Here is an 18,223-nt window from a genome sequence, read left to right as displayed (position 1 = left end):
TCCTGGTCAGGCTGCGATGGAGGTGGCAGGGGCGGCTGAGGCGAGTTCGGCCAGCACTTCGCCGCGGTGGCGGGCGAGGTGGGAGATCGGAATGCGGTAATGGGCCAAGGTGCTGTCGGTCCAGCGCAGCTCGGCCAACGCGGCACGGTCGCAGGGAACCGGTCGGGTCGCGATGCCGCAGCGGTGGCACTCGATGTGGACCAGGTCGGGGCAAGCCGTCCCCAGGCGATGGCCGGTGGGTGCGCCGCTGGTGGTGACGATCTGCGCGCGATGGCCGTGGCCGCAGGAGGGAACCGATGCAGGCAGCGGGCGGGAGGTCTGGCGCATGGTCAGCCCCTCACCGAACTGCTGGTTGCCCAGCGGGCCTTGGCCGCATTGCGGTCGGCGTGGGCGCCGTGGATCTCGGCGATGCGCAGCGGCACGACAACGGCAGCCAGAAGTGCAACTGCCAGCCAGGCGATGCGGAGGCGGCGGCTCATTGCGTCGCTCCGTCGGTGCTGGACTGAGAAGATGCGAGGAGCAGGCGGTTCAGCAGGTTGAGCCACTTGTTGAGGCCCTCGGCTTCCTTCTCGGGCACCCAGAAAATGGTGCTCTCCGCTTTAAGCAGTAGATGGCCGCGGTTGTCCCTCCGAATGCCCATCAGGCGGTCCGGTAGAAGGGTAAGCTGGGTCAATGTGGCGCCATCAATGCCGCGCGCTTTCTGTCGGGCGGTCGCATTGCGGCGGAGGGCCAGCGAGAACTGACGCTCGCCCTGGTCATATGTGATCGTCAGGGTGCAAGAACCGGCCATCTGCACGAGGTGCACCTGTTCCCGTTCGCCCACAAATGCGCAGCGCGTCATGCCCGCACCTCAGCAGACATGTCGCGCGAGCAGGCTTCCAGTCGGAGGCTGGCAACGCCCATGCGCCGGGAGCGGCGCAGCTGGTTGCGGCTGTGTTCGCCCTTGCTGCGAACCCACAGGGTTCGGGCGGTGCTGTGATCGCGTGCTGCTACGGCCCGCAGGGCCTTCACGGCCAACAGCGGCAGCAGGCAGGGGCTTGGATCGGCGTAGCGATGAGACATGGCGCGCTCCTGAGGCGGCGCAGGGCGATATGCTCTGCGCTCATGGAACTCAAAGGGGATGGGTATGGCTGCCGCTGGATGGCTGTCTTACGTGACGTTTGCGCTCGCACTGTTCGGTGCGGGACTCAGCGTTTTCAACACCGTCATTCAGTACCGTCGCGGCGCCATTCGCTGGCGTGTCGTTCCCGCAGTGAAGATGGCAAAGGACGGCCGCCTCGAACTCTGGGTCGATCTGGTAAATACCGGGCGCATAGCCGTTCCGATCGAAAAGGTGGCCTTGGCCTGCGGTCGCAAACTTCAGCCGCTGTCTGATGTGCTGAACGATCGGAATGGTCACCCTGGCTTCCCCTTGGAACTTGGGCCAGGGAAGAAGCGAACAATTGGTCCGGTGTACGCACACACACTGAGCGAAGTAGCGATGAAGCAGCCGACCACGGTCGTGGCCTATGCCGAGGATGGCCGCCGCGTCCAGGCTCGATGCCCCGCACTTCGACAGCTCTACGTGCAGCTCCAATCGGCACAGGCCGAGCACGCGGCGAAGCCAGTGAGGAATGCGGATCAGCCGGGTGACTGATGCGGGCAGGTTGCAAATAGCGTGATCGGCCATGACGTACTCCAGCTCCGATGGCTGCTGTGCTTATCGAGGGGCAAAAGTCCAATTACTGACCGGCACGACGCACGGCCAACGCGAACCCGTAGCTGGAGCGGAGGAGGTCGTTGACGCCGCCGAGGTAGAAATCGACGCTCCACGCGGACGCCGAGGACCAGGCGCACAGGTCGGCGGTCCAAAACCAGTCGGACGGGAAGTCGGGGAACGCGTCGGTGTCGATGGCCGGGCTGTAGCGGCTCAGATCGACCAGGGAGAGCAGCTCCTGACGACTGGTCAGGGCCCAGTCGCTGTGTCCGCCGATGCGGCAGCTGGCACAGGCGTCAATGGCGCCCTCATGGGTGACCGGATCGTCGGTTACCGAGCGGGCGGTGAATTCCAGCCCAGTGGTCGAGTCGATGACGGTCAGGCGGTTGCCGGCGTCGTCAGTCGTGTAGGTGAAGCGAGGATCGGTCTGGTTCATGGCGCTCTCCGTAGGAAGGAGGGCGCCGGCGGGTCATCAGCCGAGGGGCGGCTGCTGCCGGTCAGGGGGAGGCCGACAGGGTGGCGACCCGCCGGTCGCCCGCCGGCTGGTCAGCCGGCAAGCGAAGTAAAGCATGGCTTTATTGAAAAAGTAAAGCGGTGATTTATTAAATTTACTATTGGGCCTGCTCTGGGCTGGCTTTAGCTTCTGCGACCCTCATCGCAACGTCGAAGCGAGCCTGCCAGAGCCTGGCGTTCTCGCTTACAGCCGAGTACAAGGCGCCAGATCGCGGCACGTCCAGGCAGAGGAAGGAAACGTCGTGCGTGGGCGTGGCCATATCATCAACTACTACACGGAGATCTATCCGGTTTACAGTGGGAGTCTCCCGTCGCTTACCGGTCACGGCGCCAGCAATTGCACCAACTACGCCGAAAGCGAGGCCGCCAACTGCGGCGCCTAAGGCTTGGCTTGAACGCGAGGCTGAGCTAATGACAGAGCCGTCTTCATAGATGTCTGCCGAGATGACCGATGCATAGGGAACCAAGCGGTGAACTGTTCGTCCTGCGTTGCACTTGAGGAAACAGAAGATCTTCCTGGCCTCATCGACGCCGACGGCACTTTTGCCGTCTGCGCTCACATGAAGATGCGATGCGGTGAACCCTGGCACCTTGGAGAATCGACTTTGGAGACTCTGTACCTGATTGCTTCCCGACTTCCAGACGTAGGCGCTCACTAATGCAGTGGCGACCAGCATGACTACTATGGTTTCGATCACAGGGCCTTCCTTTGGCGCTACTTAGTTCAGGCGATCAATACGGTTACGCAGGTAGACCTTGCCTGCGATCATGCTGCCGTTTGGCAGTGGGAATGCCGGATACAGCGCCGCATTTGCACTTACAACGTAGACGGCGGCGCCACGGTCCTGCAGACCCTTGACCTGTTGCCCATTGCCGGTGTTGATTAGATAGATGCCATCGCCATCGAAGGATGTGATGCCGGTGTCCACCATCAATGATTCGCCTGGCTGGATTATGGGAATCATTGAGTCGCCTCGGCCAGTGACAAGAACCAGGCGACCGGGTGGTGGCACGAAGCCTACAAGTGAGCGGATATAGGCGCTTGTGAAGTCCATTGACTTGACGACTTCGGGGTAATCATCGTTGATACGTCCGTCTCCCATGTCCGCCTCTCCATCTAGTTGCTCGACGTGAACATGGTCGGTCCTGGCTATCTCAGAGTGCGAGACGGCATCGATTCGGCGGGGGCCTTCGCCGAGCTCTAAGCTGTCAGAGTCGTTTACAGAACCGTCTAGAAAGTACTCCACCCGGCGCCCAGTTAGGCGCGCCAGGGTCGGGATGTGGTTCCTGTCGATTGAGCCCTTTCGTTCCCAGCCGGTGATGGCTTGTGGATTGATCGCGCACTCTTTAGCGACCCTGGCCTTTGTGCCCCGGGACGAGTGTTCGAAGGCAAAGCGGATGCGCCTTGCGAGTTCCTGACTATCAAGCATTGGTTGATGATCCAAGCTTTGCGGCATCAGGCCAATAAACCACCGCTTTACATTGAAGAGAAAGCTGTGCTTTACTTGTGGCATGAGACCAATAGAAGCAGCTGTTCAGAAGTTCGAAGGAGGGCAGGCGGCGCTGGCGCGAGCTCTGCACGTGTCCCCTCAACAGTTGAACCAATGGGTCAGAGCGTTGAGGCCAGTACCTCCACGCCACGCTATAGCGATTGAACGCGCGACCGGGGTGTCGCGCTACGCACTTCGTCCAGATGTTTTCGGTTTGGAAGAGGGGGCGGAGCAAAATGGGCCGGAGGTTGGAGCCGCATGATCGCGTCGGTCTCGCCATTCGACGTAGTCGGGCTCGAAAAGCACCGCTACCACTCCGCCGACGCCCACGGCGGCGTCGAAGTTGCGGATTGCGGTGAAGCGCATTCGCTGAGGGAAGCTGATGATCTCTGCCATGGCGCCAATGTTGCGCCGAGCGCCGCCCGCCTTCCCACGATGATCGATGGCGCATTTCAGGGGGCAACGTGACCTGCCTCCGCTCTGACCTGTACTGGCGGGATGCGCTGCACAACGCAGTGGCCCGCGCCCCTGGTGGTCTACAGGATGCGGCCGCGCATATCAGCAGGCGCCGAGGCAGATCGATATCGGCGGAGACGCTGCGGAAGAAGCTTCGGGGCATCGATGGTGAGTCGATCTCCATGGAGATGGCCGAGATTCTGACGGACTACCTGCAGCTGTTCGTTGGTACGCAAGGGATTGCGACTGACTGGGTGTGCTCCCTCGCAGGGCAGTACGACCTGATGGTCGATTACGTGCCTCCGCCGCCCCTGGGAGGTTGGCCCGATGAGCTGGCGGCAATCCAGTCAAAGCTGCTGGAGCTGCACAAGCTGACGGGGGCATTGGCCGGTGCGGGCATCGATGCGATAGCCGATCAGCGCCTGACCGTTCCCGAGGCGGATCGAATCCAGGACCTGTCGCGCGAGGTTCGCCGGCTCTGCTACCGACTGGAGCGCAACGCTTGCCGTGCTGCTGGTCAACAGGGGATGGAGGACTGACGTGGCAACCCACCACGCCCATCGATCCCGATATCGACGGCGTGGCATAGCCAGCGCGTCTGCGCGGCAAGCGATGGAACTTGCAGCCCTGGCGCTGACTGATGCGGTGCCTGGGTTGGTTGGTGAAGAAGCTTTGGCAGAGCGCGAGCGCATCCGCCAGCGACAAGAGCAGCAAGACAACCGGCAGCACAGCCTGCCTTTGGGGAACCCTGATGTACCAAGCAAGCATTGATCTGGCCCCATCCCCCCGGGTGGCTTGTGAAAGGCCGCGTGCTGCCCGTGCTACTGAATCCGCCGTGGCATTGCGAGCTATTCGCGATACCAGCGATGGGTCCTCCCTGGATCTGACGAACGCGGGTATTCGGACGCGCATTTCCTGGGTACATAGCGGCTCGGGAAACTACTGAATGTCTGAGAATTATGGGGATGTGCTGCAGCAGCTGCAGTCTGCCGGCCTGCTGGTCACCGAACTGGACACCACCGGGCGCATGGTCCGGTGCCGCGTCGAAGGTTCACGCGAGCGCCGGGGCTGGTACGCGCTCCACGAACTGAACACCTCGGCCGGCGAAGTTCTGGTCGTCGGCACCTACGGCGTCTGGCACGGCAACGAGAACGGCGCGACCAAGGTTGATCTGCGTAAGCGCGACAAGACCTTCTCCGATGAACAGCGCGAAGCGCTGCGCAACCGCCTGGCCGAGGATCGGCGCAGGGCGGAGACCGCCCGGCAGACCCAGGCGAAGCGAGCGGCAGAGCGAGCGTCGTCCGCCTGGGCCAAGGCCAATGCCGTTGGCGAGGCCGACTACTTGGTCAGCAAGGGCGTGCAGGGTTTCGGCCTGCGCTATGGCACCACGGGCGCCGCACTTGTCCCGCTGCTCGACGTCAACGGACAGGTGCATGGCCTGCAGGTGCTGCGCAGCGCGAAGCTGGCGGCGGCAGGGCACAAGCCTGCGAAGGAATACTGGCCGGCCGGTATGGTCAAGAAGGGCCACTTCCACCTGATCGGCGGAAGTCCCCAGTGGATCCTGCTGGTGGCCGAGGGCTACGCCACTGCGGCCACGCTGCACATGGCTACGGGCTACCCGGTGGCCGTGGCGTTCGATGCCGGAAACATGCTGGCCGTCGCCTCGGCCCTGGCGAAACGCTATCGCGGCAGCAAGATGCTGCTGTGCGCCGACGACGACGTGTTGCAGAAGTGCCGGCACTGCAAGAGCCGCCTGGTGCTGGCCGATCATCCGCAGTTCTGCCCATCGTGCGCGCAGCCGCATGGCGCATCGAATGCCGGCCTGCTCGGTGCCGAGGCCGCAGCGCTCGACGTGGGCGGAGCGGTGCTGCACCCGGTCTTTGCCGATGAGCCGGCCAGGCGTGAGCGCTTCATCGACACTGGCCGCAAGATCAGCGACTTCAACGATCTGCACGCCCACGAAGGCCTGCATGTCGTGCGCGCGCAGGTCGAGGCCCGTCTCACGGAGCTTTCATGGCGGGTTCCTGCAGAAAAACGCGCGCCTTCCCTCACCAGCAACGGGGGCGAGGGCAATGATCGTCTTGCTCCCATCCACTCGCTGACCGAGCTGCTTGAGCGCTTCGCACTGGTGTACGGGCAGGGCGGCACGGTGTTCGACCACAAGGAACACATGCTGGTTGCGCTGGGCGACATGCGCGACGCCTGCGTGCGCAAGGAATTGCACCGTGCGTGGATGGAGCACTCGGATCGGTCCATCGTGCGTGTCCGCGAGGTCGACTTCGACCCTTCGGGCGAGAAGCCGGGCGTGACCTGCAATCTCTTCGCAGGCTGGCCGACGGTGCCGCAGGAGGGCAACTGCGACCGGCTGCTGCAACTGCTCTGGCACATGTGCGGGAACGAGGCCAACCAGAAGGCGCTGTACGACTGGGTGGTCAAGTGGCTGGCGTACCCGCTGCAGCATCCGGGTGCCAAGATGAAATCGACCATCGTCATCCATGGTCCGCAGGGCACCGGCAAGAACATGTTCTTCGATGAGTACATGAAGCTTTACGGTGAGTACGGCCGCGTGCTTGACCAGGCCGCCCTTGAAGACAAGTTCAACGACTGGGCAAGCCGCAAGCTGTTCCTGCTGGCCGACGAAGTGGTTGCACGCACCGAGGTCTACCACCTCAAAAACAAGCTCAAGGCGCTGATCACCGGTGATCGCATCCGCATCAACCCGAAGAACATCCAGGCCTACGAGGAAGACAACCACGCCAACCTGGTGTTCCTCTCAAACGAGGCGATGCCGGTCGTGCTGGAAGAGGATGACCGCGGCCATGCGGTGATCTGGACCCCGGACAAGCTGAGCCTGGAGTTCTACACCGAGGTGCTGGCCGATATTCGCAACGGCGCGACGGCGGCGCTGCACCACTACCTGCTGCAGGTTGACCTGACCGGCTTCACCAACGGCACCAACCCGCCGATGACGCAGGCCAAGGAAGAACTGATCGGCCTGAGTCAGGACAGCCCGCAGCGGTTTCTGGACGAGCTCTACGGCGATGACATTCCCGGGCTGAAACCCATGCCGGCGCTGTCGAAGGAGTGGTACGAGGTCTACAAGGCGTGGTGCGCGCGCGAAGGCCTGCCACGCCCGGCGCCGTCACCAAAGTTCATCAACGCGCTGGTGCGCAAGCGCCAGATCCTTCACCCCGACCGGGCGCGGAAGCGCTACCAGATTGAGCAGACCGTCAACGGGCCACATGGGTTCCTGATGCTGGGCGACTGCACGGTGCCTGACGGCAAGACAGAGGCCGCATGGCTGGGCGACCAGGTCGTGTTGTTCCGCCGCATGTACGCCGACTATAAGGGGCGTGCGTGATCACTATGCCCATCAATGTGCGGGGTGTGCGGGACGTGCGGGCAGATGTGCGGGCATTGAATTGCTGCGAATCGCTTGCGGCAGTAGACGTGTGCGGGACGTGCGGGTATTGGCCTACATGGGCGGGCGCGGGCGCGAACGGGTATCGCGATCCAATGACGCAATGCGCCTCGCGTGCATATATGGGTGACCGCACATCCCGCACACGCCGCACACGCCTTGTGCCACGTCGATTCAGCGGCTATCGCGTCCCGCACATGACGCCGCACAGCCCGCACATGCTCACGCGCGCGCGTTTTTCCGCTTTAACGATCTTCGAAGGAAATGGAGTAGGGGGAAGCAATGGCTGAGGAAGACGTGACGATCACTGGCAAAGAGCTGGCCTCGCTGATCGGCTGCAAGCCGTCCTACGTGGTAGAGCTGAGGAAGAAGGGCAGGGTGGTGATGGGTCAGGGCGGCAAGGGATTCCTGAAGTCCGCCTCCCTGGAGCTCTACGCACGCACCGCAGACCCGGTCTATGCCGGTGTCGCCCAGCGCCACGCAGATGAGCGCGGTAGCGCGCTGGTGGGGAGCGGGGAGGGGGCCGATGAAGTCGACGCCGACATCGATGACGACGAAGACGATGGCGACGACGACGATGCCAAGCCTTCACGGGTGGGTCGGCCCCAGACCCCGGACTCTGCGCGCAAGGCCAAGGCGCTGGCCGACAAGGCAGAAACCGACGCGCACATGGCCCACATCGCGCTGCAGAAGGAGCTGGGGCTGCTGCTGCCCCGCGCGGACGTGGAGGCGTTTCTCGCTGAGCATGCGACGACGTTCCGGGGTGCGATGGAGCGCCTGGCCGATACGCTGGCGCCGCAGCTCGCCGCAACGCTGGATGAGGCCGGTTGTCGGCGGCTGGTCTGGGATGAGGTGAGCCACGCCCTGGAAGAACTCAGCCAATGCTTCCGCACGTTGGCGGCCAAGGCAGCGGAGGCTGCGGAATGATGGAGGCACAGAGCTGCATGGCGTCGGTGCTGGCGCGATCGCTGCAGCCGCGGCGGCCCATGAGCGTTTCGCAGTGGTGCGACGAACACATGCGCCTGTCCACCAAGAGCGGCAGCAAGCCCGGGCGCTGGGTGACGGACCGCAACCCGCCACTGCGTGAGCCGATGGACAACATGTCCGCCCGCAGCCCGGTGCATGACCAGGTCTGCATGTTCCCGATCCAGTTCGGCAAGAGCCAGCTGGCGACCAATGCCATGGCCTACTGGATGGACTATGCGCCGGGCCCGATGATGTACGCGCTGCCGGGTGAGGTGTCCATGAACAAGTGGATCGCCCAGAAGCTCAACCCGATGATCGAGGTGTGCGCTGCGGTCAAGAAGGCGCTGACCAGCACCGCCAGCCGCGACAGCGCGAACCAGCGCACGTTCAAGGACTTCGCCGGCGGCCAGCTGTTCGTGGAGCACATGGGCAGTCCGCAGCGCCTGAAGTCTTCGACGGTGAAGTACCTCCAGGTGGATGAGATCGATGAGGCGCCGCAGCAGCTCTCCACGGGCGACGATCCGGTGAAGATGCTGGACGGCCGCACGTCGTCCTTCCCAACGACCTACAAACGCCAGTACATCAGCACGCCGGGCATTGCCGGGCTCAGCCGCATCGCCAAGCTGTACGACAAGAGCGATCAGCGCCGGTATCACGTGCCGTGCCCGCACTGCGGCCATTACCAGGCGCTGCAGTGGAGCGGCCTGGTGTGGTCGCCCGACAAGAGCCACGCGTGGTACGCGTGTTGCGAGTGCGGTGTCGCCATCGAGGAACACTTCAAGACCGACATGATTGCCAACGGGCGCTGGGTGGCGGCCAACCCGGACTCGCCGATTCGCGGCTACACCATCAATTGCCTGTACTACCAGTTTGGCCTGGGGCCGCGCTGGTTGGACCTGGTGAAGGAGTGGCTGGAGGCACAGGGTGATCCTGCCTCCCTCAAAACCTTCGTGAATGATCGGCTGGCCGAGACGTGGGAAGACCCGTCGATGCGCGCGGTCAAGCACAACGTGATCAAGGATCGTGCCGAGCCGTACGCCCTGCGGTTGGCTCCGCTCGGGGTGCTGGCGGTGACGGTGGGTGTGGATACCCAGGATGGTCGCCTGGCGGTCCACACCATCGGCTGGGGGCGTGGCATGACCGCCTGGACCTTGGACTATGTGGAGCTGCAGGGTGATCCCGCAGAGGATTCCGTCTGGGTTGCGCTGACAGACCTTCTGAACCGCGCCATCGAGCGAGCGGACGGCGCTCTTCTGCGCCCGATGGCCGTTGCCATCGATGCCGGTGGCCACCGCACGGAGGCGGTAAAGAACTTCGTGCGCCAGCGGCGTGTCACTAGGCCCATGTGTATTTTCGGCGCCGTGCCGAACAATGCCCCGGTTCTGTCGAAGGGCAAGCTGGCTGACGTGACCTGGAACGGTAAAACGGACAAGCGTGGCATCACCATTCACCACGTAGGCACCGTGGCTGCGAAGCACTATCTGTATAGCCGCCTCTCTGCCGATGCGGAGCGCGCCGTCGAATCGCGCCTGGTGCACTTCAGCGATGAGCTGCCGGATGAGTACTTCCCCGGTTTGGTGTCGGAGGTCTACAACCCGGTTAAGAACCGATTCGAGAAGAGAGTTGCACGTAACGAGCCGCTGGACACTTGGGTCTATGCCTATGCTGCCGCGCACCACCCGGAGGTCCGCCTGCATCGCTACACACGTGCAGACTGGGACGTGCTGGAGGCCCGCCTGCTGCTGACCGTGAACAGCACGGATTCCCGTGAAACAGAGGCTGCGCCTGCCGAAGTCGAGGCGAAGATTGTTTCGCGTGGAACCCAACAGGTCCGGCCGCGTAGCAGCGGACTGGCGCGAGATGGGTGGGCGCTGTAATGGCAAAACGTACCGAGTCGGCCGAAGAGCTGAGGGAGCGGATCCTGGCCGCCATGCGGGCCGACATTGGCATCAGTGAGCGCATGGCGCTGCCGTTCGTTGAGTCGGTGATGCAATGCTTCGCCGGCGAGCAGCCGTACTTCCCTGCCGCAGTTCGGACCTATCCCCTGGCCGAGATTCGTCGTTCTTTAGAGGCTGGGATTCCCGTGAAACAGGTCATGCGGGACTTTGACGTGTCGAGATCAAAGCTGCACGAGTTGTTCCCTGGCGGGCTCCCGAGAAAGGAAAAACAGGTGTAGTCCACGGTTTCAATGAAAGTGGAGACAAATTAGTTTTCTGCTTCTTTCAGATCAGTTAGTTACGCGGGCTGCTGTCCACGAATTTATTGAGTTCGTGGACAGCGCTATCCGTAGCCTATGTTGTCATGAAGACTGCTCAGGAAATGTTGGATTTCTACATCGACGCGGAGGTCGCCGTCCTTTCGGGCCAGACCGTTCGCATCGGTGATCGCCAGTTGTCCCGAGCGGACCTGGCTGAGATTCGTTCCGGTCGGAAAGAGTGGCAGGCTGCGGTCCTGCGTGCAGTCTCGGTTGCCGGTCGTCGGGCGCGCTGGGCGAATGCAGATTTCGGCGGGAAGACCTGATGTCCTCCGCGCAGATCGCCAAGGCACGGTTGGATGCCGCACTCAGCGCGGATCGCGCCATTCAATCGGCGCGGGCTCAGATGGCTCCGGTCATCGCTCGCGCGCACGAAGTCACGCGGCCGTCGCGAAACCGAAAGCTGGCGAGGGACTGGGGCAGTGGCAATGCCATCGCAGGCATGGATGCGCGCCAGCTCCGCGATCAGGCCCGCCATCTGGAGCGTGACCTTGATCTGGCGGACAACGCGTTGAACGTTCTGGTCCAGAACACGGTTGGCGCAGGCATCGACGTGCTCTCTGCACCTCGGCTCCCCGGGCAGCCGATCAACCGCGATCTGGCACTGCAGCTGGACGACCTCTGGGACGCTTGGTGGGACGCGCCCGAGGCCACCCGCACGCACGATTACGGCATGTGCCAGCAGCTGCTGGCACGCAGCTGGTTCCGCGACGGTGATGCGTTCTACCAGGACCTGATCGGCACAGTGCCGTTCTTCGAGCACGGCACTGTTGTGCCGTACAGCTTCGAGATGTTGGAAGCCGACCTGGTGCCGTTGGACTTCAACGATCCGGCGCGCAACATCCTGCAAGGTGTCGAGCGCAACGCCTGGGGTCGGCCTATCGCGTTCCACGTCTACAAGAGTCATCCGGGCGATCCGATGGGGACGCGGCTGGAGACCAAGCGGGTTTCTGCCGAGTTCATGCACTGCATCGCGCTGATGAAGCGCCTGCACCAGGTACGGGGGCTCAGCGTGTTCGCGAGCGCCATGTCCCGATTTGAGGACGTGAAGGACTACGAAGAATCCGAACGCATTGCTGCCAAGGTGGCGGCGTCGATGACGTTCCAGATCAAGAAGGGCGGCGGCGAGCAATACGGCGCGGACTTAGGCGGCCAGGCCATCCTCCAAGACGGTGTTCCGATTCGTGAGCTGCGCCTTGCCCCCGGTGCGATCTTCGATGATCTGTTGCCCGGCGAGTCGATTGAGAGTTTGGGCACCGACCGGCCGAATCCCAATGCCGCCACCTGGCGGAAGGAGCAGTTGCGCGCAGCTGCCGGTGGCATCGGCGTGAGCTATTCCAGCCTGTCGCTGGACTACAACGGAACCTATTCGGCACAGCGTCAGGAGCTGGTCGAGAAGTGGGGCAGCTACTTGATGCTGGCCGAACGCTTCATTGCGCTGTGCGTGCGACCGCAGCGCATGCGTTTCGTGGAGGCATGCGTGCTTTCGGGCCGCGTGCGCCTGCCCCGCGGCTGGACGCTCCGGGACCTGGCCGCTTCAACGTACGTCCGACCGGTGATGCCGTGGATTGATCCGTTGAAGGAGGCCTACGCGCGCGGCGAGGCGGAGGACCGCGGCTGGGTGTCGCCGCAGCAGAACACGCTTCAGTACGGCAACAACCCCGCTGAGGTCCTGCGTCAGCGTCAGGACTGGCAGGAGCAGACCCAGACCCTTGCGCCGCCGGCGCCCAACACCAGTGCAGAAGCGCGTGCCCAAGTCTTGGGCCAGCTGACGCGCGATCTCTCCAGGAGCGAATGACATGCATGCACGCCTGTTGGCCAGCGCGATCCAGAATACGATCCGCGCGGACGCGGCAACCGAAGCCGAGCTCGGCCCCGCGCTGTATCAGGTCCGCGCGGAGGCCGATGTCGCCGACGTGATGATCTATGGCGCCATCGGTGGCTATCTGTTCGAAGAGTCAGTGTCCGCTGCCGACCTGGTCGAGCGGATCGGCCAGATCACGGCGGGCACCATCCACGTGCGGTTGAACAGCGTCGGTGGTGTCGTCGCCGATGGCATGGCAATCCACAACGCGCTGCAGGCCCATCCGGCGCACAAGATCGTCACCGTGGAGGGGCAGGCCGCTTCCATCGCCTCGCTGATCCTGCAGGCCGGCGATGAGCGCCGTGTCTATGCCAGCTCCTTGGTCATGGTTCATGCGCCGCGTACCGTCGCTGCCGGCAGCGCTACGGCTTTTCGTCAGAACGCGGAGGCGCTGGACGCGCACGCGTCGGCAATGTTGGAGGCCTACGCGGCCCGCTCCGGCCGGCGTGAAGAGATGGAGCGACTGCTCACCGACGACGCCGACCACTGGTTCTCCGGTCCGCAGGCCGTAGATGCCGGTCTGGCCGACCTGGTGGTGGATGCCGACCCCGGAGCCACGGCTATGTGGTCGTCGGCATCTACGGTCGCCATTCGCGGCTATCTGCAGTCCATCGAGGGTGCTGGCGCTCCCGTGTTGTCCCAGCTGCGTCGAAGCATCGTCGCCAGCCTCTCTCCGCAAGTATTCGCCTCGCTTCCCGAGGTCAGCCAGTCGGCCGTGATCGGCCATATCGAGGATCCAACCATGAAGAAGCAGTACAGCGCCATCCTCGCGAACGCCGGTCGACAGAGCCCGGCAGTCGCAACCACCGCTGCCGCGCCGGTCACCCCGGTCGTCGCCGCGGCTCCCGTTCCCGCGCCGACGCCGGCCGATCCGGTCCAGGCCGCGCTGGGTGCGTTGCGTGAGCGCAACACCCAGATCCAGGCAATTGCGCTCCCGCACATGGGCAACGCACAGGTCCGTGAGTACGTGGATGGCGTAATGGCGCAGGCAGACTCCAACGTCACCGCCGACGCGGTGGGTCGCCACATCCTGGCACTGCTGGGCAGCAACGCTGCACCGCTCAATGGCGGTGCGGCCGTCACCGCTGGTACTGACCAGCGCGATCTGACCCGCTCGGCCATGTCCAATGCGATCCAGGCCCGTGCCGGTCTGGTCCAGGCGACGGACGGTAACGCCTTCCGTGGCATGTCCCTGACCGAGATCGCCCGCGCTTGCGTGCAGCAGGCCGGTGTGGATACCCGTGGTATGGAGCGACTGGAAGTGGTGGGCATGGCCTTCACCCACAGCAGCTCGGACTTCCCGCAGCTGCTGGGAGACGCTTCGCGCCGGGCGCTGCTGCAGGGCTACCAGGAAGTGGAAGAAACCTTCGACCAGTACACCCGCCCGGTGAATGTGAGCGACTTCAAGCCGACCAACCTGGTGGGTCTGGGCGCCTTCTCTGATCTGGATGTCGTCCCGGAAGGCGGCGAGTACAAGCAGGGTTCGTTCTCCGAGCAGTCGCAGGCCATGAAGATCGTGACCTACGGCAAGCTGTTCACCATCACCCGCCAGGCCATCATCAACGACGAACTGGGTGTGTTTGGCGACGTGCCGCGCAAGATGGGCCAGGCGGCACGCCGTACGCTCGCCAAGGCCGTGTTCGATCTGATCAACAGCAACCCGATCCTGGCTGACGGCAAGCGCCTGTTCCATGCTGACCACAAGAACCTGCTCCCGGCTGCACTGATCAGCACCGCCAGCGTCAGCGCGATGCAGGCTGCCATGCGCCTGCAGAAGGATGCGGACGGCAATCTCATCCAGGTGCCGATGCGCGGCCTGCTGACGCCGGTGGCGCTGAGCGGCCTGGCAAAAACCGTGCGCACCGCCCAGTTCGCCGTGGGCGGGGGCGTTGGCAGCAACGACCCCAACATCGTGCGCGAGACCTTCGAAGTCTGGGATGACGGCCGTCTGGACGCCAAGGATGCACAGGCCTGGTACGGCATCTCCAACCCCGCCTACGTGGATGGGATCGTGGTGGGCTACCTCGACGGCAACCAGACACCGTACCTGGAACAGCACCAGGGTTTCACCGTCGATGGCGTGGCTTGGAAGGTGCGCCTAGATGCGGCGCCGGCGATTGCCGATTTCCGCGGCATCTACAAGAACCCCGGTAACCCGGCACCCGCTCAGGGCTGATCGCCCGCCATGGAGATCGCCACGAAAGCGGCGGTCTCCTGAACCCTTTCACGCATCCGGAGAGTATTTATGAAGAACGCACATCAGGACGGTCGCGTGCTCGACGTGACCCTGACCGCTGACACGAAGAGTGGCGAGCTGGTGGTACAGGGCAAGCTGGTTGCCGTCGCCGTGACCGATGGGAAGGCCGGCGAGACCATCGCTACGCACGTCGAAGGCGTGTTCGAGCTGCCCAAGCTGCCGGCCGCCGTGTTCGCTGTCGGTACCGCCGTCAACTGGGACACCGATGCTGGGCACGCGACCGCCGGTGCAGCCGGTGCCGACCAGGTGGGCGACATCGGCTTCGCTGTCTACCCGGCCGAGGCCGGCGCCCTGACCGTTTTCGTCCGGCTGACGCCGGGCTCCGCCGCAGCAGGCGCGTAACCGAACAGGCCGGCACCGCTCACATACGCCCGGGTGGCGTGAGCGGTGCCGGTTCTTCCACAGCGACTACGGGGGATCGCATGGGCACCACCAACACGCCGCGCGGCGTACGCAACAACAATCCTGGCAACATCGACCGCACCAGCACGCCGTGGCAGGGTGAGGACCGGTCAGCTGCGGCTATCGCCCGTGAGCAGCGCTTCTGCGTGTTCCTGACCCCGCAGGCTGGGTTCCGCGCCCTCGCGAAGACCCTGCTCACCTACCAGCGCAAGCACGGCCTGCGCACGGTGAAGGAGATCATCGGGCGCTGGGCCCCACCGGTGGAAAACGATACCGGCGCTTACGTCCGGCAGGTTGCCACCGCCGTTGGTGTTGCGCCTTCGGAAGTCATCCGCTTGGACAACGCGATCACCCTGAGTCGCCTGGCTACGGCCATCGCCAAGCATGAGAACGGAGGCATGTACTGGCGCCCGGATGTGATCGACGCCGGCGTTGCAGAGGCGCTGCGCTGATGGTCGGCGGCGGCGTCACTGGCTCGGCACCCTGGTGGGCTGCGGGCAGCGTGGTAGCGCTGTGGGTGCTACGCGAGACGTGGACGGCGTTCCTCGCGCACAGGAAGGAGCGCACGGAAACCGACGCGAACGTGGATCTCATCAAGGGCCTTTCCGAGCGCATCGGGTTCCTCGAGCAGCGTGTCACTGCTCAGGACGAGCGGCTGCAGGCCGAGATGCAGATGCGCCTCAAGGCGCAGGAGGACGCAAGCGCGCTGCGTATTCGCGTCCGCCAGCTTGAATCCACGCTGCGCGGCCTTGGTGCGGTCATCCCGCCCGAAGACCCGGTAGTGTCCGCATGATCCGCGCCCTCATCGTTGCCATCCTCCTGCTGCTGGCTGTCGTTGTCTGGCAGCGCGGCTCGGTCTCCATCGCGCACCGTGCGGCCGACCAGGCCGCGTCGGCCCGTGACGCTATGGAAGCTGAGCGTGATGCTGCCCGCGCCGAAGCCAATGCCGCGGCCGAAACCCTGAAGGCGGAGCGCAGCAGCGCCGCCGCCGCGAACGCCCTGGCCTCCAAGTACGAAAAGGAAAAGAACGATGCACAGACGGCATCTGATCGCCTTGTCGCTGATCTTCGCGCTGGCAACCAGCGCCTGCACCAGCGTTGGCAAGCGTCCATCGCCACCGCAGAGCTGTCCGCAGCCGCCGCTGCCGCCAGCCAGCCTGATGGTCGAGCCGACGACCGAATCGAAAGTGCGGGCCGAGCTGTTGGCGCCGCCGCCCAGTGCGACGCCCAGGTGAGGGGGCTGCAAGCGTACGCGCTTCTGTGTTCGGGGGGTGTCCGGTGAGCGAGCGGGACTTCTTGCGTCAGATGGACGCAACCATTCATGGTGCGCTGGCAATCGCGGGCATGGTATCCACCGCCACGGTCAAGTCGGAGAAGTCCGGCGTCGTGACAGAGGGCGTACGGGCCTACGTCGACTGCGATGTGGAGACCATCGGGGATCTGCAGCAATTCGTTGCTGGACGGGTCGAAATCGCCTACCTGCGAGCCGATGTTGACCCGGAGCAGGGGGATCGCGTCGAGGTCGATGGCGAGGTCTTCGTGAACGTGAAGAAGCTCAGTGACGACGGCTCACGCAGCCGCTGGCTGGTGCGCCGTGGCTGAGCTGGCTGAACCCCTCTCCTGGCAGCTGGTCGAGTTCTTGCGTGATCGCGTGAAGCTGATCCGCACGTCGGCTGGATTCCGCACCGATATCGGAAGCGGGCTGATCGTGGTGGACGATGATGAGGTGCCCGAGGACCAGTCCGAGCCCGCCACCGTCATCTCGGTCCAGCAGCTCTCGCGGAGTGGAGGCGGTAGCGCCCAGGCCAGTTCCGACGCCGCTATCACCATCGAGTTCGAAGTTCCTCGCGGGAGCGGTCGGGAGAACCCACGGTTGCTGGTTCACCGTGCCAGGCACGACCTGATCCGCGCCCTGACGCTGAACGCCAAGATGCTGCCGATAGGCGTCACCGCCTTCGAACTGCTGACAACCCAGATGGCAACTCTGGAAGACGACGCAGGGCACTCCGCCGTAGTCGCTCAGATCACCGCGCGGGCTGGTCTGACCGAGACCTTCGAGCCCGTCCCCAACCCGAACCCGTAGGAGCAACACCATGGCACAGCCCAAAGTCCGCAAGTTCGCAGGCGATCTGCGTTTCTGGGAGCACGGCGCGAACGGCGCCCGCATTCCCGTTATCCCCGAGCCGGCCGACAAGTTCGGCAACCAGCCGCTGGAACAGTCGTCGCTGACGTTCAGCTATGAAGCCGGCGACTCGGTGGAGATCAAGAGCAAGCGCCGCGATGCGCGCTATCAGCAGATCATTCACAAAGACTCCAATCCTGGTGTCACCAGCGTGTCCATCACCGCGCTGGAAGTGCCGACCGCCATCCTGGCCCGCATGCTGTACGGCACCTTGGTGGCTACCCAGGTCGCCGCTGGTACCGCCACCGACGTGTCCGTGACCGTGGGTAGCGTGGACACCCCGGTCAAGCTGCCGCACAACTTCCTGCTGGCCGACACCGCGCCGGTCTTCAAGAAGGGTACCGTCGACTTGGTGGAGGGCACCGACTACACCCTCGATCCGGTGCACGGCCTTCTGATTCCGAAGGCCGGCGGCGCTCTGCAGGCCGGCAATACCGTGGTGGCCAGCTACACCTACGACGCCTACTTGGAAACCGCCATCAGCGGCGGCACCACGCCCAGCAAGTCCTTCCAGATCCTGGGCGACATGCAGGACCGCATCAGTGGCGATGAAGGCCTGCTCACGATCCCGAATGTCGACCTGACCGTGGATGGCGACGTGGACTGGTTCAGCGATGAGCCGATCCAGGTGACCCTGACCGGCCCGGTGATCTTCCAGTCCGGCGAGACCGATCTCTACACCTTCAAGATCGCGGCGCAGTCGGCGGATTGAGCGGGGCGGTG

Annotated in this window: 26 protein-coding genes; 19 read left to right on the top strand and 7 right to left on the bottom strand. The window is 64.1% G+C overall.

The features are described 5' to 3' along the window. Positions 1–6: 6 nt before the first annotated feature. From ACZK33_RS18005 to ACZK33_RS17990, 4 genes are read right to left on the bottom strand one after another with little or no spacing between them, the layout of a single operon-like run. Entirely contained in the window at positions 7–327 is a 321-nt protein-coding gene (locus tag ACZK33_RS18005) for a hypothetical protein (protein WP_049400535.1), read from the bottom strand. A gap of 2 nt (positions 328–329) precedes the next feature. Beyond that, entirely contained in the window at positions 330–479 is a 150-nt protein-coding gene (locus tag ACZK33_RS18000; protein WP_176698904.1) for a hypothetical protein, read from the bottom strand. Beyond that, positions 476–841 carry a hypothetical protein gene (locus ACZK33_RS17995; RefSeq protein WP_049400534.1) on the bottom strand — a complete coding sequence of 122 codons (366 nt, stop codon included), beginning with the start codon at positions 839–841 and terminating at the stop codon, positions 476–478. Before ACZK33_RS17995 ends, ACZK33_RS18000 begins: the two co-directional genes overlap by 4 nt. Further along, positions 838–1,062 (bottom strand): hypothetical protein, encoded by a 225-nt coding sequence (locus ACZK33_RS17990; RefSeq protein ID WP_049400533.1) that lies wholly within the window; start codon positions 1,060–1,062, stop codon positions 838–840. The genes ACZK33_RS17995 and ACZK33_RS17990 overlap by 4 nt, the downstream gene beginning before the upstream one ends. A gap of 91 nt (positions 1,063–1,153) precedes the next feature. Here ACZK33_RS17990 and ACZK33_RS17985 point away from each other — a divergent pair, with 91 nt between their 5' ends. Then, a complete protein-coding gene (locus tag ACZK33_RS17985; protein ID WP_153856538.1) occupies positions 1,154–1,636 on the top strand; it encodes a hypothetical protein in 483 nt (160 codons plus the stop codon). An 85-nt stretch (positions 1,637–1,721) separates the two neighbouring features. On the opposite strand, the gene ACZK33_RS17980 is transcribed toward ACZK33_RS17985, so the two are convergent. The 3 genes from ACZK33_RS17980 to ACZK33_RS17970 form a co-directional block, all read right to left on the bottom strand. Further along, positions 1,722–2,132, bottom strand: coding sequence for an Lcl C-terminal domain-containing protein (locus tag ACZK33_RS17980; RefSeq protein WP_478453679.1), 411 nt, complete (start codon positions 2,130–2,132; stop codon positions 1,722–1,724). A gap of 175 nt (positions 2,133–2,307) precedes the next feature. Then, the gene (locus tag ACZK33_RS17975; protein WP_152906916.1) at positions 2,308–2,907 is read right to left on the bottom strand and encodes a hypothetical protein; all 600 of its coding nucleotides are present in this window, start codon (positions 2,905–2,907) and stop codon (positions 2,308–2,310) included. A gap of 21 nt (positions 2,908–2,928) precedes the next feature. Continuing rightward, positions 2,929–3,723: a S24 family peptidase gene (locus ACZK33_RS17970; RefSeq protein WP_228756445.1), complete on the bottom strand. Its 795-nt coding sequence runs from the start codon at positions 3,721–3,723 to the stop codon at positions 2,929–2,931. Here ACZK33_RS17970 and ACZK33_RS17965 point away from each other — a divergent pair. The 18 genes from ACZK33_RS17965 to ACZK33_RS17880 all read left to right on the top strand — a co-directional run bounded on the left by ACZK33_RS17965 (position 3,722) and on the right by ACZK33_RS17880 (position 18,212). Continuing rightward, complete coding sequence (locus tag ACZK33_RS17965; RefSeq protein ID WP_080355136.1) at positions 3,722–3,961, top strand: transcriptional regulator; 240 nt, start codon at positions 3,722–3,724, stop codon at positions 3,959–3,961. The two genes, ACZK33_RS17970 and ACZK33_RS17965, sit on opposite strands and share 2 nt — an antisense overlap. Further along, the gene (locus ACZK33_RS17960) at positions 3,958–4,167 is read left to right on the top strand and encodes a hypothetical protein (RefSeq protein WP_049400530.1); all 210 of its coding nucleotides are present in this window, start codon (positions 3,958–3,960) and stop codon (positions 4,165–4,167) included. The genes ACZK33_RS17965 and ACZK33_RS17960 overlap by 4 nt, the downstream gene beginning before the upstream one ends. Beyond that, positions 4,164–4,694: a hypothetical protein gene (locus ACZK33_RS17955; RefSeq protein ID WP_049400529.1), complete on the top strand. Its 531-nt coding sequence runs from the start codon at positions 4,164–4,166 to the stop codon at positions 4,692–4,694. Before ACZK33_RS17960 ends, ACZK33_RS17955 begins: the two co-directional genes overlap by 4 nt. Before the next feature lie 73 nt (positions 4,695–4,767). After that, complete coding sequence (locus ACZK33_RS17950; RefSeq protein WP_219629383.1) at positions 4,768–4,926, top strand: hypothetical protein; 159 nt, start codon at positions 4,768–4,770, stop codon at positions 4,924–4,926. 175 nt (positions 4,927–5,101) lie between these two features. Continuing rightward, positions 5,102–7,516, top strand: a complete 2,415-nt coding sequence (locus ACZK33_RS17945) for a DUF5906 domain-containing protein (protein WP_478453675.1) — start codon at positions 5,102–5,104, stop codon at positions 7,514–7,516. A gap of 342 nt (positions 7,517–7,858) precedes the next feature. Continuing rightward, entirely contained in the window at positions 7,859–8,503 is a 645-nt protein-coding gene (locus tag ACZK33_RS17940) for a hypothetical protein (protein WP_049400527.1), read from the top strand. 59 nt (positions 8,504–8,562) lie between these two features. Continuing rightward, entirely contained in the window at positions 8,563–10,419 is a 1,857-nt protein-coding gene (locus ACZK33_RS17935; RefSeq protein ID WP_239669735.1) for a phage terminase large subunit family protein, read from the top strand. Beyond that, positions 10,419–10,718, top strand: a complete 300-nt coding sequence (locus ACZK33_RS17930) for a helix-turn-helix domain-containing protein (protein ID WP_049400525.1) — start codon at positions 10,419–10,421, stop codon at positions 10,716–10,718. The genes ACZK33_RS17935 and ACZK33_RS17930 overlap by 1 nt, the downstream gene beginning before the upstream one ends. Positions 10,719–10,843: 125 nt before the next feature. Continuing rightward, positions 10,844–11,062 carry a hypothetical protein gene (locus ACZK33_RS17925; RefSeq protein ID WP_049400524.1) on the top strand — a complete coding sequence of 73 codons (219 nt, stop codon included), beginning with the start codon at positions 10,844–10,846 and terminating at the stop codon, positions 11,060–11,062. After that, entirely contained in the window at positions 11,062–12,594 is a 1,533-nt protein-coding gene (locus ACZK33_RS17920) for a phage portal protein (protein WP_049400523.1), read from the top strand. The genes ACZK33_RS17925 and ACZK33_RS17920 overlap by 1 nt, the downstream gene beginning before the upstream one ends. Before the next feature lies 1 nt (position 12,595). Beyond that, positions 12,596–14,836 (top strand): ClpP-like prohead protease/major capsid protein fusion protein, encoded by a 2,241-nt coding sequence (locus ACZK33_RS17915; RefSeq protein ID WP_049400522.1) that lies wholly within the window; start codon positions 12,596–12,598, stop codon positions 14,834–14,836. Between the two features lie 69 nt (positions 14,837–14,905). After that, positions 14,906–15,259: a DUF2190 family protein gene (locus tag ACZK33_RS17910; RefSeq protein WP_049400521.1), complete on the top strand. Its 354-nt coding sequence runs from the start codon at positions 14,906–14,908 to the stop codon at positions 15,257–15,259. A gap of 80 nt (positions 15,260–15,339) precedes the next feature. Beyond that, complete coding sequence (locus ACZK33_RS17905) at positions 15,340–15,771, top strand: structural protein P5 (RefSeq protein WP_049400520.1); 432 nt, start codon at positions 15,340–15,342, stop codon at positions 15,769–15,771. After that, positions 15,771–16,112, top strand: a complete 342-nt coding sequence (locus tag ACZK33_RS17900; protein ID WP_049400519.1) for a hypothetical protein — start codon at positions 15,771–15,773, stop codon at positions 16,110–16,112. Before ACZK33_RS17905 ends, ACZK33_RS17900 begins: the two co-directional genes overlap by 1 nt. Then, entirely contained in the window at positions 16,109–16,600 is a 492-nt protein-coding gene (locus tag ACZK33_RS17895; RefSeq protein ID WP_049400518.1) for a lysis system spanin subunit, read from the top strand. Before ACZK33_RS17900 ends, ACZK33_RS17895 begins: the two co-directional genes overlap by 4 nt. A 23-nt stretch (positions 16,601–16,623) precedes the next feature. Next, entirely contained in the window at positions 16,624–16,920 is a 297-nt protein-coding gene (locus ACZK33_RS17890; RefSeq protein WP_239669737.1) for a head-tail joining protein, read from the top strand. Beyond that, positions 16,913–17,401 (top strand): hypothetical protein, encoded by a 489-nt coding sequence (locus ACZK33_RS17885; RefSeq protein ID WP_049400516.1) that lies wholly within the window; start codon positions 16,913–16,915, stop codon positions 17,399–17,401. Before ACZK33_RS17890 ends, ACZK33_RS17885 begins: the two co-directional genes overlap by 8 nt. A 10-nt stretch (positions 17,402–17,411) precedes the next feature. Beyond that, complete coding sequence (locus ACZK33_RS17880) at positions 17,412–18,212, top strand: phage tail tube protein (protein ID WP_049400515.1); 801 nt, start codon at positions 17,412–17,414, stop codon at positions 18,210–18,212. The last annotated feature ends 11 nt before the right edge of the window (positions 18,213–18,223 follow it).

The organism is Stenotrophomonas sp. 86156_Sma, from assembly GCF_056481625.1.
This window is presented reverse-complemented; position numbering and strand designations above follow the sequence as displayed.

Bases quoted from the DNA above. Each gene is read 5' to 3' on its own strand.
- ACZK33_RS18005 (WP_049400535.1), bottom strand. From the start codon at position 327: ATGCGCCAGACCTCCCGCCCGCTGCCTGCATCGGTTCCCTCCTGCGGC.
- ACZK33_RS18000 (WP_176698904.1), bottom strand. From the start codon at position 479: ATGAGCCGCCGCCTCCGCATCGCCTGGCTGGCAGTTGCACTTCTGGCT.
- ACZK33_RS17995 (WP_049400534.1), bottom strand. From the start codon at position 841: ATGACGCGCTGCGCATTTGTGGGCGAACGGGAACAGGTGCACCTCGTG.
- ACZK33_RS17990 (WP_049400533.1), bottom strand. From the start codon at position 1,062: ATGTCTCATCGCTACGCCGATCCAAGCCCCTGCCTGCTGCCGCTGTTG.
- ACZK33_RS17980 (WP_478453679.1), bottom strand. From the start codon at position 2,132: ATGAACCAGACCGATCCTCGCTTCACCTACACGACTGACGACGCCGGC.
- ACZK33_RS17965 (WP_080355136.1), top strand. From the start codon at position 3,722: ATGAGACCAATAGAAGCAGCTGTTCAGAAGTTCGAAGGAGGGCAGGCG.
- ACZK33_RS17970 (WP_228756445.1), bottom strand. From the start codon at position 3,723: ATGCCACAAGTAAAGCACAGCTTTCTCTTCAATGTAAAGCGGTGGTTT.
- ACZK33_RS17960 (WP_049400530.1), top strand. From the start codon at position 3,958: ATGATCGCGTCGGTCTCGCCATTCGACGTAGTCGGGCTCGAAAAGCAC.
- ACZK33_RS17950 (WP_219629383.1), top strand. From the start codon at position 4,768: ATGGAACTTGCAGCCCTGGCGCTGACTGATGCGGTGCCTGGGTTGGTT.
- ACZK33_RS17945 (WP_478453675.1), top strand. From the start codon at position 5,102: ATGTCTGAGAATTATGGGGATGTGCTGCAGCAGCTGCAGTCTGCCGGC.
- ACZK33_RS17940 (WP_049400527.1), top strand. From the start codon at position 7,859: ATGGCTGAGGAAGACGTGACGATCACTGGCAAAGAGCTGGCCTCGCTG.
- ACZK33_RS17935 (WP_239669735.1), top strand. From the start codon at position 8,563: ATGAGCGTTTCGCAGTGGTGCGACGAACACATGCGCCTGTCCACCAAG.
- ACZK33_RS17930 (WP_049400525.1), top strand. From the start codon at position 10,419: ATGGCAAAACGTACCGAGTCGGCCGAAGAGCTGAGGGAGCGGATCCTG.
- ACZK33_RS17925 (WP_049400524.1), top strand. From the start codon at position 10,844: ATGAAGACTGCTCAGGAAATGTTGGATTTCTACATCGACGCGGAGGTC.
- ACZK33_RS17920 (WP_049400523.1), top strand. From the start codon at position 11,062: ATGTCCTCCGCGCAGATCGCCAAGGCACGGTTGGATGCCGCACTCAGC.
- ACZK33_RS17915 (WP_049400522.1), top strand. From the start codon at position 12,596: ATGCATGCACGCCTGTTGGCCAGCGCGATCCAGAATACGATCCGCGCG.
- ACZK33_RS17910 (WP_049400521.1), top strand. From the start codon at position 14,906: ATGAAGAACGCACATCAGGACGGTCGCGTGCTCGACGTGACCCTGACC.
- ACZK33_RS17905 (WP_049400520.1), top strand. From the start codon at position 15,340: ATGGGCACCACCAACACGCCGCGCGGCGTACGCAACAACAATCCTGGC.
- ACZK33_RS17900 (WP_049400519.1), top strand. From the start codon at position 15,771: ATGGTCGGCGGCGGCGTCACTGGCTCGGCACCCTGGTGGGCTGCGGGC.
- ACZK33_RS17895 (WP_049400518.1), top strand. From the start codon at position 16,109: ATGATCCGCGCCCTCATCGTTGCCATCCTCCTGCTGCTGGCTGTCGTT.
- ACZK33_RS17890 (WP_239669737.1), top strand. From the start codon at position 16,624: ATGGACGCAACCATTCATGGTGCGCTGGCAATCGCGGGCATGGTATCC.
- ACZK33_RS17880 (WP_049400515.1), top strand. From the start codon at position 17,412: ATGGCACAGCCCAAAGTCCGCAAGTTCGCAGGCGATCTGCGTTTCTGG.